The organism is Rhizobium moroccans (genome assembly GCF_057559155.1).
Genome location: NZ_JBHFJG010000048.1, coordinates 48,573 through 62,218 on the forward strand (window position 1 = coordinate 48,573; position 13,646 = coordinate 62,218).

15 protein-coding genes are annotated in these 13,646 nt (G+C 62.3%); 5 read left to right on the forward strand and 10 right to left on the reverse strand.

The genetic code is table 11. The features are described from left to right. Nucleotides 1-57: 57 nt before the first annotated feature. On the forward strand, nt 58-843 hold the full coding sequence (locus tag ACE04I_RS22925; protein WP_052760393.1) for a hypothetical protein: 786 nt from the start codon (nt 58-60) through the stop codon (nt 841-843). A gap of 14 nt (nt 844-857) precedes the next feature. Here the strand turns inward: ACE04I_RS22925 and ACE04I_RS22930 are convergent, their stop codons facing one another. From ACE04I_RS22930 to ACE04I_RS22945, 4 genes are all read right to left on the reverse strand, one after another. Next, nucleotides 858-1,262 (reverse strand): type II toxin-antitoxin system HicB family antitoxin, encoded by a 405-nt coding sequence (locus ACE04I_RS22930; RefSeq protein WP_046794428.1) that lies wholly within the window; start codon nt 1,260-1,262, stop codon nt 858-860. After that, a complete protein-coding gene (locus tag ACE04I_RS22935; RefSeq protein ID WP_046794427.1) occupies nt 1,259-1,447 on the reverse strand; it encodes a type II toxin-antitoxin system HicA family toxin in 189 nt (62 codons plus the stop codon). The genes ACE04I_RS22930 and ACE04I_RS22935 overlap by 4 nt, the downstream gene beginning before the upstream one ends. Before the next feature lie 51 nt (nt 1,448-1,498). Next, entirely contained in the window at nt 1,499-2,644 is a 1,146-nt protein-coding gene (locus tag ACE04I_RS22940) for an alpha-hydroxy acid oxidase (RefSeq protein ID WP_046794426.1), read from the reverse strand. A gap of 152 nt (nt 2,645-2,796) precedes the next feature. Continuing rightward, entirely contained in the window at nt 2,797-3,768 is a 972-nt protein-coding gene (locus ACE04I_RS22945) for a quinone oxidoreductase family protein (RefSeq protein WP_487207634.1), read from the reverse strand. Between the two features lie 50 nt (nt 3,769-3,818). Between ACE04I_RS22945 and ACE04I_RS22950 the strand changes: the two genes are divergently transcribed. Next, nucleotides 3,819-4,697 (forward strand): LysR family transcriptional regulator, encoded by an 879-nt coding sequence (locus tag ACE04I_RS22950; protein ID WP_046794424.1) that lies wholly within the window; start codon nt 3,819-3,821, stop codon nt 4,695-4,697. A 21-nt stretch (nt 4,698-4,718) separates the two neighbouring features. Here ACE04I_RS22950 and ACE04I_RS22955 read toward each other — a convergent pair whose 3' ends face one another. The 3 genes from ACE04I_RS22955 to puuD all read right to left on the reverse strand — a co-directional run bounded on the left by ACE04I_RS22955 (nt 4,719) and on the right by puuD (nt 7,844). Further along, nucleotides 4,719-5,210, reverse strand: a complete 492-nt coding sequence (locus ACE04I_RS22955) for an anthrone oxygenase family protein (protein ID WP_046794423.1) — start codon at nt 5,208-5,210, stop codon at nt 4,719-4,721. A 94-nt stretch (nt 5,211-5,304) separates the two neighbouring features. Next, the gene (gene guaD / locus ACE04I_RS22960; protein ID WP_046794422.1) at nt 5,305-6,618 is read right to left on the reverse strand and encodes a guanine deaminase; all 1,314 of its coding nucleotides are present in this window, start codon (nt 6,616-6,618) and stop codon (nt 5,305-5,307) included. Next, a complete protein-coding gene (gene puuD, locus ACE04I_RS22965) occupies nt 6,615-7,844 on the reverse strand; it encodes a urate hydroxylase PuuD (RefSeq protein ID WP_046794421.1) in 1,230 nt (409 codons plus the stop codon). The genes guaD and puuD overlap by 4 nt, the downstream gene beginning before the upstream one ends. A gap of 268 nt (nt 7,845-8,112) precedes the next feature. On the opposite strand from puuD, the gene ACE04I_RS22970 reads away from it, so the two are divergent. Continuing rightward, complete coding sequence (locus ACE04I_RS22970; protein WP_046794420.1) at nt 8,113-8,454, forward strand: hypothetical protein; 342 nt, start codon at nt 8,113-8,115, stop codon at nt 8,452-8,454. Nucleotides 8,455-8,457: 3 nt separating this feature from the next. Here the strand turns inward: ACE04I_RS22970 and ACE04I_RS22975 are convergent, their stop codons facing one another. Beyond that, complete coding sequence (locus ACE04I_RS22975; protein ID WP_137326886.1) at nt 8,458-9,354, reverse strand: LysR substrate-binding domain-containing protein; 897 nt, start codon at nt 9,352-9,354, stop codon at nt 8,458-8,460. A 119-nt stretch (nt 9,355-9,473) separates the two neighbouring features. On the opposite strand from ACE04I_RS22975, the gene ACE04I_RS22980 reads away from it, so the two are divergent. Continuing rightward, the gene (locus tag ACE04I_RS22980; RefSeq protein WP_046794418.1) at nt 9,474-9,701 is read left to right on the forward strand and encodes a hypothetical protein; all 228 of its coding nucleotides are present in this window, start codon (nt 9,474-9,476) and stop codon (nt 9,699-9,701) included. On the opposite strand, the gene ACE04I_RS22985 is transcribed toward ACE04I_RS22980, so the two are convergent. Then, a complete protein-coding gene (locus tag ACE04I_RS22985; RefSeq protein WP_046795052.1) occupies nt 9,698-10,627 on the reverse strand; it encodes a LysR substrate-binding domain-containing protein in 930 nt (309 codons plus the stop codon). The genes ACE04I_RS22980 and ACE04I_RS22985 overlap by 4 nt on opposite strands. Before the next feature lie 110 nt (nt 10,628-10,737). Here ACE04I_RS22985 and ACE04I_RS22990 point away from each other — a divergent pair, with 110 nt between their 5' ends. Then, nucleotides 10,738-10,971 carry a hypothetical protein gene (locus ACE04I_RS22990; RefSeq protein ID WP_137326887.1) on the forward strand — a complete coding sequence of 78 codons (234 nt, stop codon included), beginning with the start codon at nt 10,738-10,740 and terminating at the stop codon, nt 10,969-10,971. Between the two features lie 232 nt (nt 10,972-11,203). Here ACE04I_RS22990 and xdhB read toward each other — a convergent pair whose 3' ends face one another. Further along, on the reverse strand, nt 11,204-13,543 hold the full coding sequence (xdhB, locus tag ACE04I_RS22995; RefSeq protein WP_046794416.1) for a xanthine dehydrogenase molybdopterin binding subunit: 2,340 nt from the start codon (nt 13,541-13,543) through the stop codon (nt 11,204-11,206). Between the last annotated feature and the right edge of the window lie 103 nt (nt 13,544-13,646).

Consider the following 13,646-nt stretch of genomic DNA (forward strand, 5'->3'; position numbering starts at 1 on the left):
AACTTTTCGGAAAGTTTTCGGCGGCGATACTCTGGCCGATTCGACAGGAGATCGACAATGGCCAGGTCCGGCTCGAAGGGCACACGCAGGAAAAGCGGTAGCAGGCGTTCCGCATCGGGAAAGTCGCGCTCGTCGCTGCTGCCCTGGTTGGCGGCGCTCGTCGTCGTGGCGGGCGGCATCGCGGCCTATGACAATTCTCGGGAAGTCCGACGGTTCTTCAACGGCTTCGGCAGCGGCAAGCCCCAGGAAACGGCCGTGCGGAAAACGCCGAACCATCCCGTGCCGCCGAAGCCCGTTCCCGCTCGTCCGGTCTCCGCCAGCCGTTCCACGGCCGAGGCTGCGCCCGTTCCGCCGGCGCCCATCCCTTCCGCGCCCGTCAGGCAGGTCGCAGCGCTCGTGCCGCCGCAGCCGATCGCCAAGCCGGATGCCGTCGAACCGAGGGACACGACGCCCAAGGAGGCGGTGATGAGGCCGGGCGACGGTCTTTCGGGCGCCTATCAGGCGAAATTCTACCTCTGCGGCACGGCCAAGCAGGACGACTGCGTCGTCTCCGCCGACCGTTTCGTCTTCCATGGCCAGAAGATCCGCCTTGTCGGCATCGAAGTGCCCGACATCAAGAAGCCGCGCTGCGAGGCCGAGCGCATCAAGGCAAGCGATGCGGAACTCAGGGTCCGCGCCTTCCTCGATGCCGGCCCCTTCGAACTCGTCACCTGGCAGGGCAATAACGAGGAGGTCGACGGCCACAAGCTGAGGCAGGTCACCCGCAACGGCATGTCGCTGGCGGATATCCTCGTGCGCGAGGGACTAGCCCGCAGGCCCGGCAGCAAGGCCGGCTGGTGCTGAGCGTATAGCTCAATTCATGCCGCCGAATCGCGCTCGATTTCGTGGCGAGCCGCGCGCGCGAGAAAGCCGGAGCGGGATAGGCCGCGCTCCGATGCGTAGGCATCGATCCGCTCCAGGATGTCTTCGGGCAGCGTAACGTTGATGCGCACGGCCTTCGACGTGGGCGTCTTGAGCGTAACCAGGATTGCCACCGCTTCTCGATTGAGGGCGTCGGCCATCACGCCTTCGAGGCTCGAAGCTTCGGGGATCGCTTCGCCGTCCTCGATCATGCCTTCGACGTGGAAGGCGAGCGCTTCCTCGGCCATGCGCCGGGCTTCGTCAAGACTCGAACCAGCCGTCACGACACCCGGAAAGTCAGGGAACGAGACGCCGAAATCGCTGTCCGCATCCTTGTGAATCAAGCCGATAAAATTTGTCATGACAGCTTCAGCCCGGATTGTTTCTCTATGCTGCGCAGCGTGCCGATCGGCATATCGCGTTTCGGATGCGGCACGGTTACACGGCCCGGTTTCGTCGGGTGCTTGAACTGGGCGTGGCTACCTTTCCGGTTCACCTCGAACCAGCCATCCTTCCGCAAGGCCGCGATAACCTCCGTGCTTTTCATGTCAGATATTGTGCGTACTTATACACACTGTCAAGGTGCGTGAACGAGCGCTCAAAACCGCATATCCGCAATGATTCCCCGATCCACGGCCTGGATATCCCGCTTGCCGCAAAGCGCCATGGTGATGTCCATCTCCTTGCGGAGAATTTCGAGCGTCGTGGTGACGCCGAGCTTGCCCATCGCGCCGAGGCCATAGAGGAAGGGGCGGCCGATATAGGTGCCGCGCGCGCCGAGCGCCACGGCCTTCAGCACGTCCTGCCCGGAGCGGATGCCGCCGTCGAAATGTACCTCCGTCCGGTCGCCAACGGCGTCGACGATCCTCGGCAGCATGCTGATGGAGGAGAGGGCGCCGTCGAGCTGCCGCCCGCCATGGTTCGAGACGATAATCGCGTCAGCCCCGGTATCGGCTGCCGCGCGGGCGTCTTCCTCATCGAGAATTCCCTTGATGATGAGCTTGCCGCCCCAGAGCTTCTTGATCCACTCGATATCCTTCCAGGAAAGCCGGGGATCGAATTGCTCGGCCGTCCAGGCGCCGAGCGAGGAAAGGTCGGAGACATTCTTGGCGTGGCCCACGATATTGCCGAAGCCGCGCCGCTTCGTCTGCAGCATGGTGAGGCACCATTTCGGCCGGGTGGCGAGCTGGATGGCGTGATTGAGCGTCCATTTCGGCGGGGCCGAGAGGCCGTTGCGCAGGTCCTTGTGGCGCTGGCCGAGGATCTGCAGGTCGGCGGTGACGACGAGCGCCGAGCATTTCGCCGCCTTGGCGCGCTCGATCAACCCCTCCACGAAGGCGCGATCCTTCATCACGTAGAGCTGGAACCAGAAAGGCCTGGAGGTGACGGAGGCGACATCCTCGATCGAGCAGATGCTCATGGTCGAGAGCGTGAAGGGCACGCCGAACTCTTCGGCCGCCTTGGCGGCCAGCATCTCGCCGTCGGCATGCTGCATGCCGCACATGCCGGTCGGCGCCAGCGCCACCGGCATGGAGACCGGTTCGCCGATCATCGTGCTGGCGAGCGAGCGGTCCGTCATGTCGACGAGCACGCGCTGGCGCAGCTTGATCTTCGAAAAATCCTCCTCGTTGGCGCGATAGGTGCCTTCGGTCCAGGCGCCGCTATCGGCATAGTCGAAGAACATCTTGGGTACGCGGCGCTGGGCAAGGGTCTTGAGGTCGGCGATGGTAAGCGGCTTGGACATGAGGCGGGATTTCCAGGATGGGCAGTGTATACCTTCAACTAACACGAAATTTTCGTTACGGTCACCGAAAATTACGCGGGTATTTGCGAAGGCCCCCGGTCCAAGGAAGGCGGGCGGCAGGTGCTTGCTGACGCCCGTCGGTCAAGCCATTGTCAGGGAATCAGCAGCAGACTTCCCGCCACTTTACCGCTTTCCAGGGCCGCCTGAGCTTTAGCGGCCTCCCGCAACGGATATTCGCCGGCAATCGTCGCGACGATGCCTTGCTTCATGGCCGCGATGGCGGCTTCCGCCGCTTCCCGGTAATTGGAAGTCTCTGCCACATAGGCCATAACGCTTGGCCGCGAGAGCGATTTTCCGGGCCGAAGCTCGTCCACGGAAAGAGGCGGGATAGGCCCGGCCGCCTGGCCGATCGAAGCCGCCATGCCGAAGGGCCGCACACAGTGGATCGTCTTCACGAGCATGTCTCCGCCGATCCCGTCATAGGCGACATGCACCCCCTTGCCATTTGTCAGCGCCCTGACCTCGGAAACGATGTCGGCATTGCGCCCGACGATGAGGTGATCGGCGCCGTGCGAGCGGGCGAACTCGGCCTTTTCGGGCGAGCTGACGGTGCCGATGACGGTCGCGCCGAGATGCTTTGCCCAACGGGTGAGAATGGTGCCCAGGCCGCCGGCGGCCGCATGGATCAGGATCACCGTTCCGGCCTCCACCGGATAGGTTTTGTGGAGCAGCATGTAGGCGGTCATGGTTTTCAGGAGCGAAGCGGCCGCAATCTTCGAGGAGAGATCTGCGGGAAGGGGAATTGCCCTTGCCGCCGGCAGCAGCCGCTTCGAGGCATAGGCGCCTCCCGGAGTGCCGCCATAGACGATGCGGTCGCCGGGCTTCACGGTCTCGACGGCGGCGCCGACCGCCTCAACCACGCCGGCTGCCTCTGCACCCAGAATGGCGGGATAGGAGGGCAGCGCATAGGTGCCGTTGCGGTGGTAGATATCGAGAAAATTCATGCCGATCGCCTCGTGCCGCACGAGGATTTCGTTTTCGCCCGGCTGCAATTCGGGCTGTTCGGAAACCTGGAACTTGTCCACGCCGCCCGGTGAAAGAAGTGATACCGCGATATCCGTCATCGTCGTCTCCATAACTGATCGATGGCGGATGATGCGCGATGGCATGTTGTTTGGAAATTCCCTATAGTTCGCCAATGGATGTGAAAAATCTAACAAAGCTCGATTGGGATAACTTACGCTATTTCCTCGCGCTCGCGACGAGCGGCACCCTTCTCGGGGCCGCTCGCAGCCTCGGGGTTGAGCACGCGACAGTCGGGAGGCGTGTATCGCTTCTCGAAGATCAGTTGCGGATGAAGCTGATCGACCGAAGAGGCCGCAGAATCCAGTTGACCGCGGAAGGCGAGCGGATCGCCGCCATGGCCCGGCGCATGGGTGACGAGGCGCTGGCGATCGAGCAGGCAAGGCTGAGCGGGGAACGGCTCGCGGGCACGGTGCGCATCAGCGCGCCGCCGGCGCTATCGACCTTCCTGCTCGCGGAGCCGATCGTAAGGCTACGCCGCCTTCATCCCGATATCGACATCGTCCTGGCAGGTGAAAAACAATATGCCTCGCTCAACCGCCGCGAGGCGGATATCGCGGTCAGGCTCGCCCGGCCGGAGCAGGGGGAGTTGACGATCACCCGCCTCGGCGGCGTCACCTTCAATTTCTATGCCGCGCCGTCCTATCTCGCCGAGACGACGAAGGAGGCGTGGAGCTTCATCTCCTATGGCGGCGACATGGAGAACTCCCCGCAATATCAAAGGCTGATAGAGGTGGCCGCCGGCCGCCGCATTGGCATCAAGGCCTCCACCTTGGAATTCCAGCTCGCCGCCGCAAGGGCGGGCGGCGGCATTGCGATCCTGCCGGATTTCATCGTCGGTGACGAGGCCGGCCTCGTCCGGGCGACCGATGAGGAGGAGCCGGTGACGCGCGATATCTGGCTGGTCGTCCACTCGGACATCCGCGACGTGCCGATCATCCGCGCGGTGATAGACGTCATCAAGGGATAGGCGAACCTCCTTGAAGGCTCGTCAAAGCGCAATAGCGATGAGGAGCAGTATCAGACCGAGCGTGGCCGCCACGGCGCGCAGAACATGGGATTTCTCCCAGCGGTCGCGCTGGATCGTCCAGTCCGCCCCGGCATCGGCTAGCGAGGCGCCGGTGTCGAAGAAACGCCCCGCGGCAGTGGAAAGCTTCGTATCCTTCAGCCAGAACTTGTTGACCGGCTGGGTCATCAGCCAAAAGATCGCCTGCATCGCAGCGAGCGCCAGAAAGGCTCCGCCGACGAGCCAGAATTTCGTGGTTCCGGTCGGGATCGTGAAAAGCAGGAGCAGGGTGGCGACGATACTCGCCGCCTCAAGGGCGCCGCCGATCGTGAAGCCCGGATAATAGATCGTCTGAACGGCGAGATAATGCTCCTTGTCGAGCCGCAGCTTGCCCGGCAGTTCCGCCGCGTGCGCGAGGGCAAAGCTCATCGCGATCGCAGCCAAAAGCGCTGCCAGCACTTCCAGAAAGACAACCATGATGGTTCCTCCCTTGAACCGATGAGACTGCAACTCACCGAAGGGGCGCGGGTTCCATCAGGCGGGATCTGCTTCGGTGCGGATGGGTTTCAGCTCAATCATGGGCGTTACGTTTCATCGCCTTGCCCGCCACATAGGTTTCCACCACCGCGCGGTCGTCGCCCATGGTCTGCAGCAGGAAGAGCTCTTCCGGCAGCGTGGTGATGGTTTCCATGCGAAGCCGCATGGCCGGCGTGGAGGCGGCGTTCAACACGACGAGGTCGGCGGCGCTGCCCGCATCCAGCGTGCCGATATCGTCCGCCATGCCGAGCGCCTCGGCATTGCCGCGGGTCATCAGATAGAAGCTTTCGAGCGGGTTCAGCCGTTCGCCCAGGAGCTGCTGTATCTTGTAGGCTTCGTCCATTGTCTTCAGCATCGAATAGCTCGATCCGCCGCCGATATCGGTTGCGACCGCCACTCTGACCGGTTTCTCGCGCCGCATCAGCGCCTTCATCGGGAAGAGGCCGGAGCCGAGGAAGAGGTTGGAGGTGGGGCAGTGGACGGCAACGCTGCCTGCCTCCGAAAGCGCATCCGCCTCACGGTCGGAGAGATGGATCGCGTGGCCGAGCAGCGTCTTCGGCCCCAACAGGCCGTAATGGGCGTAGATGTCCGTATAGTCCCGCGCCTGCGGATAAAGCTCGCAGGTATAGCGGATCTCCTCGTGGTTCTCGGACAGATGGGTCTGGATGAAGAGGTCCGGAAATTCCTCCGCCAGCGCCTGGGCGGCCTTCATCTGCGCCGGCGTGGAGGTGATGGCGAAACGCGGCGTGATGGCGACGTGGTTGCGGCCCTTGCCGTGCCATTCGGCGATCACCGCGCGGGTTTCGTCATAGCCCATTTCCGGCGTATCGAGCAGGCCCTGCGGCGCATTGCGGTCCATCATCACCTTGCCGCCCACCATGCACATGCCGCGCCTCAGCGCCTCTGCGAAGAAGGCGTCGGCCGAGCTCTTGTGGACGGTGCAATAGGCGGCCGCAGTGGTCGTGCCGTGCCGGATGAGCTCGTCATAGAAATGGCTGGCAATGCGGGCGGCATGCGCGCTTTCCACGAAGCGGCACTCTTCATGGAAGGTGTAGGTGTTCAGCCATTCGAGCAGGCTGCCGGCATAGGAGGCGATCACCTGCATCTGTGGAAAATGCAGGTGCATGTCGATGAGGCCAGGCAGTATCAGGTGCGGCCGGTGGTCGATCTCCTCGATCTCCTCCGGGGCCTTCTCCTTGACGCTCGCGTAATCTCCCGCGGCGATGATTCTGCCGTCCTCGATCAGCAGCGCGCCGTCGCTCTCGTAGAGATAGCTCTCGCTATCGGTGAGGGAGAGGGGAGCGCGCTTGAAGGAGAGCAGGCGGCCGCGGAGGAGAAGTTGGGTCATTCGGATATCGCGCTTTCATACCAGGCAGTGAGGAGCCTGCGTTCCTCCGGCGAAATGCCGGTGACGTTGCCGGGAGGCATCGCATGGCTCAGACCCGCCTGGATATAGATTTCCCGGGCGTGCGCGGCAATCTCCTGGTCGGTTTCCAGCTTCACGGATTTCGGGGTGAAGGTGATGCCTTCATAGACCGGCTCGGCCGAATGGCACATGGAACAACGGGAAAGCACCACGTCCTTCGCCGCGCCGAAATGCGCATTGGAGGCGAATTGCTGCTGGAGCGGGGTCAGGGAGGAGGTTTCGGCTTCGCCGGTCAGCACCTTCGGAACGGTCGAAAGCCACATGATGACGATGAAGATCAGCAGCGTCGCGAGCCAGGTCCAGGTGGGCCTGCCTTTCCGCGCATGGGTGGTGTTGAACCAGTGCCGGATCGTCACGCCCATCAGGAAGACGAGGGCGGCGATCACCCAGTTGAAATGGGTCGCGAAGGCCAGCGGATAATGGTTCGACAGCATGAAGAAGATGACGGGCAGCGTCAGGTAGTTGTTGTGGAGCGAGCGCTGCTTGGCGATGACGCCATATTTCGGGTCCGGCGTGCGGCCGGCGATCAGGTCCGCAACCACCACCTTCTGGTTCGGGATGATGATGAAGAAGACGTTGGCCGACATGATCGTGGCGGTGAAGGCGCCGAGGTGCAGGAAGGCGGCGCGGCCGGAAAACACCTGCGTATAGCCCCAGGCCATGGCGACTAGCGCCACATAGAGAACGGCCATCAGGCCCCAGGTATTTCTCCCGATCGGGGATTTGCAAAGCTGGTCGTAGAAGACCCAGCCGATCGCCAGGGAGCCGATGGAGATGGCGATCGCCTGCCATTGGGTCAGGTCCATCACCGTCCTGTCGATCAGGAAGAGGTCGGCGCCGCCGTAATAGACGATGGCCAGCATCAGGAAGCCGGAAAGCCAGGTCATGTAGCTTTCCCATTTGAACCAGGTGAGATGCTCGGGCATCTGGGCCGGCGCCACCAGGTATTTCTGGATGTGGTAGAAACCGCCGCCGTGGACCTGCCATTCCTCGCCATAGGCGCCCGGCGGCAGATGCGGCCGCTTCACCAGCCCGAGGTCCAGAGCGATGAAATAGAAGGACGAGCCGATCCAGGCGATCGCGGTGATGACGTGCATCCAGCGCGCCGCAAAGGACAGCCATTCCCAGGCCACGGCATATTCATACATTCAGGTCCCCTTTTTCTTCCCCCGGCCACTTTGCGAAAAAATCCGTTGTGAGGGAAGGGACAACCGTGCGCGGCAAGTTTGTTCCCGCGGCCATGGAACCCGGAGAGCTTCGATCAAGTTATCTTGGCTGAATATGCTTCCTTGTGCATCGCGGCATTCGGAATTAGTCGGCTAAGCCGACTCAGGCTATGATGGCAATGCAAGCAGCCGGTGCCCGGCGAGTATTGCAGGTTCACCGGTGGTGTATTCATCAACGGAGAATGAGTTAATGCGCAATATTACGATGATTACGATGATTGCGTATGCGTCATGTGTGGGTTCCTCCCAAGCCCACGACGCTAAGTCCGGTTGGAAATACGATGGTTTCTGCTGTAATGGCAACAATCATACTGGCGATTGCCAGATGATACCGACGAAGAACGTCAAGGTTACCAAAGGCGGCTATGAAATATCGCTCGGACCGGGCGACCACCGGCTCGTGACGCGACATCACAACTTCAGCCTTCCGCAGAGCGAAGCCCGCCGTTCCAAGGACGAGGACTACCACCTCTGCCTCTACCCCACGGAGGATACGCTGCGCTGTTTCTATGCGCCGGACATGGGATTTTGAGTTTCAATCTCCGAAGGTCGGCAAGGTTTTCCGGATGAATTCGCGAAAGGCGCGGATCTTCGGGGAGTTTCGGCGGCTTTCGGGATAGACGAGCCAATAATGGCTTCCCTCGTCGCTGAGGATATCGAACGGCTGGATCAGCCGCCCGAGCGCCACGTCATCGGCGTAGAATTCCGGTTTGAGAATCGCCACGCCGTGGCCCGCGATTGCCGCTGCCGCTTCGATCGCCTGCGCGCCCATGCGGCTGCTCGGACGCCCGCCGAGATCGACATCGGGCATGCCGGCTGCGGAAAACCACATCGGCCACCAGGGATCGCCGGGATCGATGATCCGCAGTTTCAAGAGGTCGGCGGGGGTGTTGATGCCGCCTATGCTCGCCGCAAGCTCCGGACTCAGCATCGGGGTGAAATGGCTCTTCATCAGGAAATGCGCCTTGAGGCCCGGCCATTCTCCCTTGCCGGTGCGGATCGCCACATCCGCTTCCGTCTTTGAAAAATCGATGAGCGTTTCGGATGTCTCCAGCCTTACCGCGATCGTCGGGTTTTCAAGCTGGAACGAGCCGATATGGCGGGCCAGCCAGCGGGAGGCGAAGGTCGCGGTCGAATGGATGAGGAGCGTCCCTTCGGATGCCTCCCGCAGATTGCCGAGCGCGTCGCGCAGCATCTCGAAGGCTTCCGTCACCCTCGGCGCCAGCCGCTCGCCCGCTTCCGTGAGGCTCACCTGCCTTGGCCGACGCAGGAAGAGCGGCTCGCCGACATTCTCCTCCAGAAGCTTGATCTGATAGCTCACGGCCGTCTGGGTGAGGCCGAGCTCGTCGCCCGCCTTGGTGAAGCTCCTGTAGCGGGCCGCGGATTCGAACACGCGAAGCGCATTCAGCGGGAACTGTTTCGACATCTTCATGCATGAATCCTCTTTATGCATGCAGACGGTTATTCGATTGGATATCCGTCGTTTTCGGGAGCACCTTAAGCCTACAAGGATCAAATTGAAACGGGGTTATGCCCCGCCTGGAGGCTACGATGTTTTCGATTGGTTTTCTGCCCCTGCAACGGCTTTGGCCGAGGCTCGACCTGATGGCGCTCTTCGGCAATAGGCGTCCCGCCGCCGCCAATCGCCTTGATCTCGAGGAAATGCCCGATTCCTGGAAGCGCGATCTCGGGTTCATGGACGGGCGCGATCCGCGCGGACCGGCCAAGAGTGATCACTTCCGCGCCGCGGACTTTATCCATACGAGGCGGAATCTCTAAGCCGCGGGCGGGGTCTCGACAGTCTTGCCTTGCATTTCCAGATCCCGCGCAAGGGCCTGCTGAATCCAGGCGTGAAAGGCCTTGATCTTCGGCGCGTTGCGGCGCGCCGGCTGATAGACGAGCCAATAGGTCTTGCCATCGCCGACGCAGAGGTCGAAAGGCTGAAGGAGACGGCCGGATGCCAGATCTTCCCGGAATAGGAACGGGCTCAGCATTGCCACGCCATGACCGGACATGGCGGCCCTTGCCTCCAGGTCGAGCGCGCCAAGAGCGTTCAGGCTCGTGTGCCTGATCTGCTTGGAGTCGATTTGAGTAGTCTCAAACCATTCGTGCCACCAGTCACGGGTGTCGGTAATCCAGGGCAGTTTCAAAAAATCGGAAGGCTGCCGTATGCCACCCACGCTTTCCGCCAGTTGCGGAGACAGCATGGGCGCATAGTTGAGCCGAAAGAGAGGATGGCTGATCAACCCGTCGGATGGCCCGGCGCTGATACAGATCGTGATATCGGCCGAGCTATGGTGGTCGTTATTATCCAGCTGGCGCAGCAGGCGGACCTCGATTTGCGGGTGCAGGGCCTTGAAAATGTGGAGATGCGGCGAGAGCCATTGGGCCGCGAATGTGGGCGGCGAGTGGATTTCCAGCGTTTCCTCCACGCTGTGGCGGGTGGTTTGCACGGCCTCTCCGAGCAGGTCGAACGCCTCACTCACTTTCGGCAACAGGTGCTTGCCCGTTTCGGTCAGTTGCAGCGCTCGCGGCTTGCGGAGGAAGACCGTGTCGCCGAGAAAATCTTCCAGAAGCTTGATCTGATAGCTCACCGCCGTCTGGGTCATGCCGAGCTCTTCGGCGGCACGCGTAAAGTTCTCCAGCCGGGCGACCGTTTCGAAAACCCGAAGCGCATTCAGCGGAAACCGGCGCGATAATTTCATCGATAAGCTCTCTTGATCGCGGCCGATTGTATTTGAATTGGAATTTCGCGGCAATCGGGCGCATCCATAGCCACGTCCAACTCAATCTCTTCCGTCGATGTGGAGCAACCATGCTGTCCGCAAACGCTCACTCTATGCCCTTGAAATCCCCACGCTTGGGGCTGGTCTGGCGACATTTTCGCCGGTTCTTCCACCGTCTCCTCAGTCCCGAAAGGCTGAGGGTGCCGACGCTGCCGGACGATCTGCGCGAGGATCTCGGACTGTCAGAAGCCATGCCCGAGAGCCGAGAGGCGGCATTCTGGGAGAAGAAGCGCGGCTCGATTGCTCGGGACGTGCCGCTTTGACAGCGGGTCTTGTCGGTCGAAGGCTTCCCCCTCTGGCCTGCCGGCCATCTCCCCCACAAGGGGGGAGAAAACATGCCGCACCGTTTTCCGCTTCCCAACGCGATGGCGGCAATATCCTGTCATTTCTTTGAGGGCAGGGCATAGCTCCTGGGTCTCTCCCCCCTTGTGGGGGAGATGGCCGGCAGGCCAGAGGGGGCATTTTCTCCAAATGCCAACATGTGCGCAGTAAACGTCACCCCATTCCCTTCAGCCGCTCGACCGCCATCAGCACCCGCTCGGGCGTGGCCGGGGTGTCGAGGCGTGGGCATTCGCGATAGTCCGCCACGCTCGCCACCGCCATCGAAAGCGCTTCCAGCACCGAGATCGCCAGCATGAAGGGCGGTTCGCCGACGGCCTTCGAGCGGCCGATCGTCGGCTCGGCGTTTTCCGCCCATTCCGCCAGCTTCACGTTGAAGATCTTCGGCCGGTCGGAGGCGAGCGGTATCTTGTAGGTGGAGGGCGCGTGCGTGCGAAGCCTGCCCTTGTCGTCCCACCAGAGCTCCTCGGTGGTCAGCCAGCCCATGCCCTGCACGAAGCCGCCTTCCACCTGGCCGATATCGATCGCCGGGTTCAGCGACTTGCCGACATCGTGGAGGATATCGGTTCGCTCCACCTGGTATTCGCCGGTCAGCGTGTCGATCGAAACCTCCGAAACCGCCGCGCCATAGGCGAAATAATAGAAGGGATGACCGCGTCCTTCCTTGCGGTCCCAGTGGATTTTGGGGGTCTTGTAGAAGCCGGCGGCCGAAAGCTGCACGCGGTCGTAATAGGCGGCGCGCACCAGCGTATCGAAGGGTACGACCTCGGCGCCAATGCGCACGCGGTTGGGCAGGAACTCGACCTCTTGCCGCTCCACGTTCCACTGGCGCATGGTGAAATCGATCAGCCGTTCCTTGATCTGCCGGGCCGCGTCATAGCCCGCCATGCCGTTCAAATCCGAGCCGGAGGAGGCTGCGGTGGCAGACGTGTTCGGCACCTTGCCGGTGGTCGTGGCGGTGATCTTCACCCGCTCGATATCGACATTGAAGGTATCGGCCACCACCTGCGCCACCTTCACGTAAAGCCCTTGGCCCATTTCGGTGCCGCCGTGGTTCAGGTGGATCGAGCCGTCCTGATAGACATGCACCAGCGCGCCCGCCTGGTTGTAGGCGGTCATGGTGAAGGAGATGCCGAACTTCACCGGGGTCAGCGCGATGCCCTTGCGGATCACCGGGCTCTGCTCGTTGAACTCGAGGATCGCCTGACGCCGCGCCTGATAATCGCTGGAAGCCTCCAGCTCATCGACGATCCGCGCGACGATATTGTCCTCCACCTCCTGGTGATAGGGCGTCGTGGTGCGGCCCGAGCCGGGCTCGCCGTAGAAGTTCAGCCTGCGGATTTCGAGCGGGTCCTTGCCCGTGGCATAGGCGATCTCCTCGATGATCCGCTCGGCCCCGACCATGCCCTGCGGTCCACCGAAGCCGCGGAAGGCGGTGTTGGAAACCGTATGCGTCTTCAACGGCTTCGAGGTCAGATGCACATGCGGATAGAAATAGCTGGAATCTGCGTGGAAGAGGGCGCGGTCGGTCACCGGCCCTGAAAGATCGGCGGAAAAGCCGCAGCGCGCCGCGTAAGTTGCGTCGACCGCATGGATGCGGCCGTCCTCGTCGAAGCCCACGTCGTAATCGACCCGAAAATCGTGCCGTTTGCCGGTCACGCCCATGTCCTCGTCGCGGTCGGGGCGGAATTTCACCGCGCGGCCGAGCTTCTTGGCGGCGATCGCCGCAAGGCAGGCGAACTGGTTGCCCTGGGTCTCCTTGCCGCCGAAGCCGCCACCCATGCGGCGGGTCCTGACCGTGACGGCATGGTTGGCGATGCCAAGCACATGCGCCACCATGTGCTGCACCTCGCTCGGATGCTGGGTGGAGGACCAGACGGCAATATCCTCGTCCTCGCCGGGGATGGCGAGCGCCACATGGCCTTCGAGATAGAAGTGCTCCTGGCCGCCGATATACATATGGCCCTGGAGCCGCAGAGGCGCCTTTTCGATCTCGGTCTGCGGCTCGCCGCGCCTCAGCGTCATCGGCTGCACCACCAGCGGTCCATCGTTTTCGAGCGCGCCGTCGATATCGGCCCAGTGCGGTAGGTCGCGATACTCGATCTTCGCCAGCCGGGCGGCACGGCGCGCCTGATCGCGGGTCTCGGCGATTACCGCGAATACCGGCTGACCATGGAACTGCACCTCGCGGGTGGCAAGCAGAGGCTCGTCATGCTGGCCGGTCGAGGCGACATCGTTGAAGCCTGGAATGTCGTCGGCGGTGATGACGGCGACGACGCCGGGCGCGGTTCTCACCGCGTCGAGATCAATCGACAGGATTTCCGCATGCGCCCGGTCGGAAAGGCCGAGCCCGCCATGCAGCGTGCCTGCGGGTTCTGGAATATCGTCGATATATTCGGCACTTCCGGTCACATGCTTATGCGCTGAATCATGTTTCAGCGCCGCATGCATGGGGCCGTTGATGGTGTTTTTCGTTTCGAAGGTGGTCTTGTCCATCAGAGGGAATCTCCGACGTTGCGGGTCAAAACCCCTCCCCAACCCCTCCCCACAAGGGGGAGGGGTTTAACCGCCATGCCCACCCGCAGCTTTTGCAGGAAGG

Excerpts from the sequence above, each read along its gene's own strand:
- ACE04I_RS22925 (WP_052760393.1), top strand. The coding sequence starts at position 58 with ATGGCCAGGTCCGGCTCGAAGGGCACACGCAGGAAAAGCGGTAGCAGG.
- ACE04I_RS22930 (WP_046794428.1), bottom strand. The coding sequence starts at position 1,262 with ATGACAAATTTTATCGGCTTGATTCACAAGGATGCGGACAGCGATTTC.
- ACE04I_RS22935 (WP_046794427.1), bottom strand. The coding sequence starts at position 1,447 with ATGAAAAGCACGGAGGTTATCGCGGCCTTGCGGAAGGATGGCTGGTTC.
- ACE04I_RS22940 (WP_046794426.1), bottom strand. The coding sequence starts at position 2,644 with ATGTCCAAGCCGCTTACCATCGCCGACCTCAAGACCCTTGCCCAGCGC.
- ACE04I_RS22945 (WP_487207634.1), bottom strand. The coding sequence starts at position 3,768 with ATGACGGATATCGCGGTATCACTTCTTTCACCGGGCGGCGTGGACAAG.
- ACE04I_RS22955 (WP_046794423.1), bottom strand. The coding sequence starts at position 5,210 with ATGGTTGTCTTTCTGGAAGTGCTGGCAGCGCTTTTGGCTGCGATCGCG.
- guaD (WP_046794422.1), bottom strand. The coding sequence starts at position 6,618 with ATGACCCAACTTCTCCTCCGCGGCCGCCTGCTCTCCTTCAAGCGCGCT.
- puuD (WP_046794421.1), bottom strand. The coding sequence starts at position 7,844 with ATGTATGAATATGCCGTGGCCTGGGAATGGCTGTCCTTTGCGGCGCGC.
- ACE04I_RS22970 (WP_046794420.1), top strand. The coding sequence starts at position 8,113 with ATGCGCAATATTACGATGATTACGATGATTGCGTATGCGTCATGTGTG.
- ACE04I_RS22975 (WP_137326886.1), bottom strand. The coding sequence starts at position 9,354 with ATGAAGATGTCGAAACAGTTCCCGCTGAATGCGCTTCGCGTGTTCGAA.
- ACE04I_RS22980 (WP_046794418.1), top strand. The coding sequence starts at position 9,474 with ATGTTTTCGATTGGTTTTCTGCCCCTGCAACGGCTTTGGCCGAGGCTC.
- ACE04I_RS22985 (WP_046795052.1), bottom strand. The coding sequence starts at position 10,627 with ATGAAATTATCGCGCCGGTTTCCGCTGAATGCGCTTCGGGTTTTCGAA.
- ACE04I_RS22990 (WP_137326887.1), top strand. The coding sequence starts at position 10,738 with ATGCTGTCCGCAAACGCTCACTCTATGCCCTTGAAATCCCCACGCTTG.
- xdhB (WP_046794416.1), bottom strand. The coding sequence starts at position 13,543 with ATGGACAAGACCACCTTCGAAACGAAAAACACCATCAACGGCCCCATG.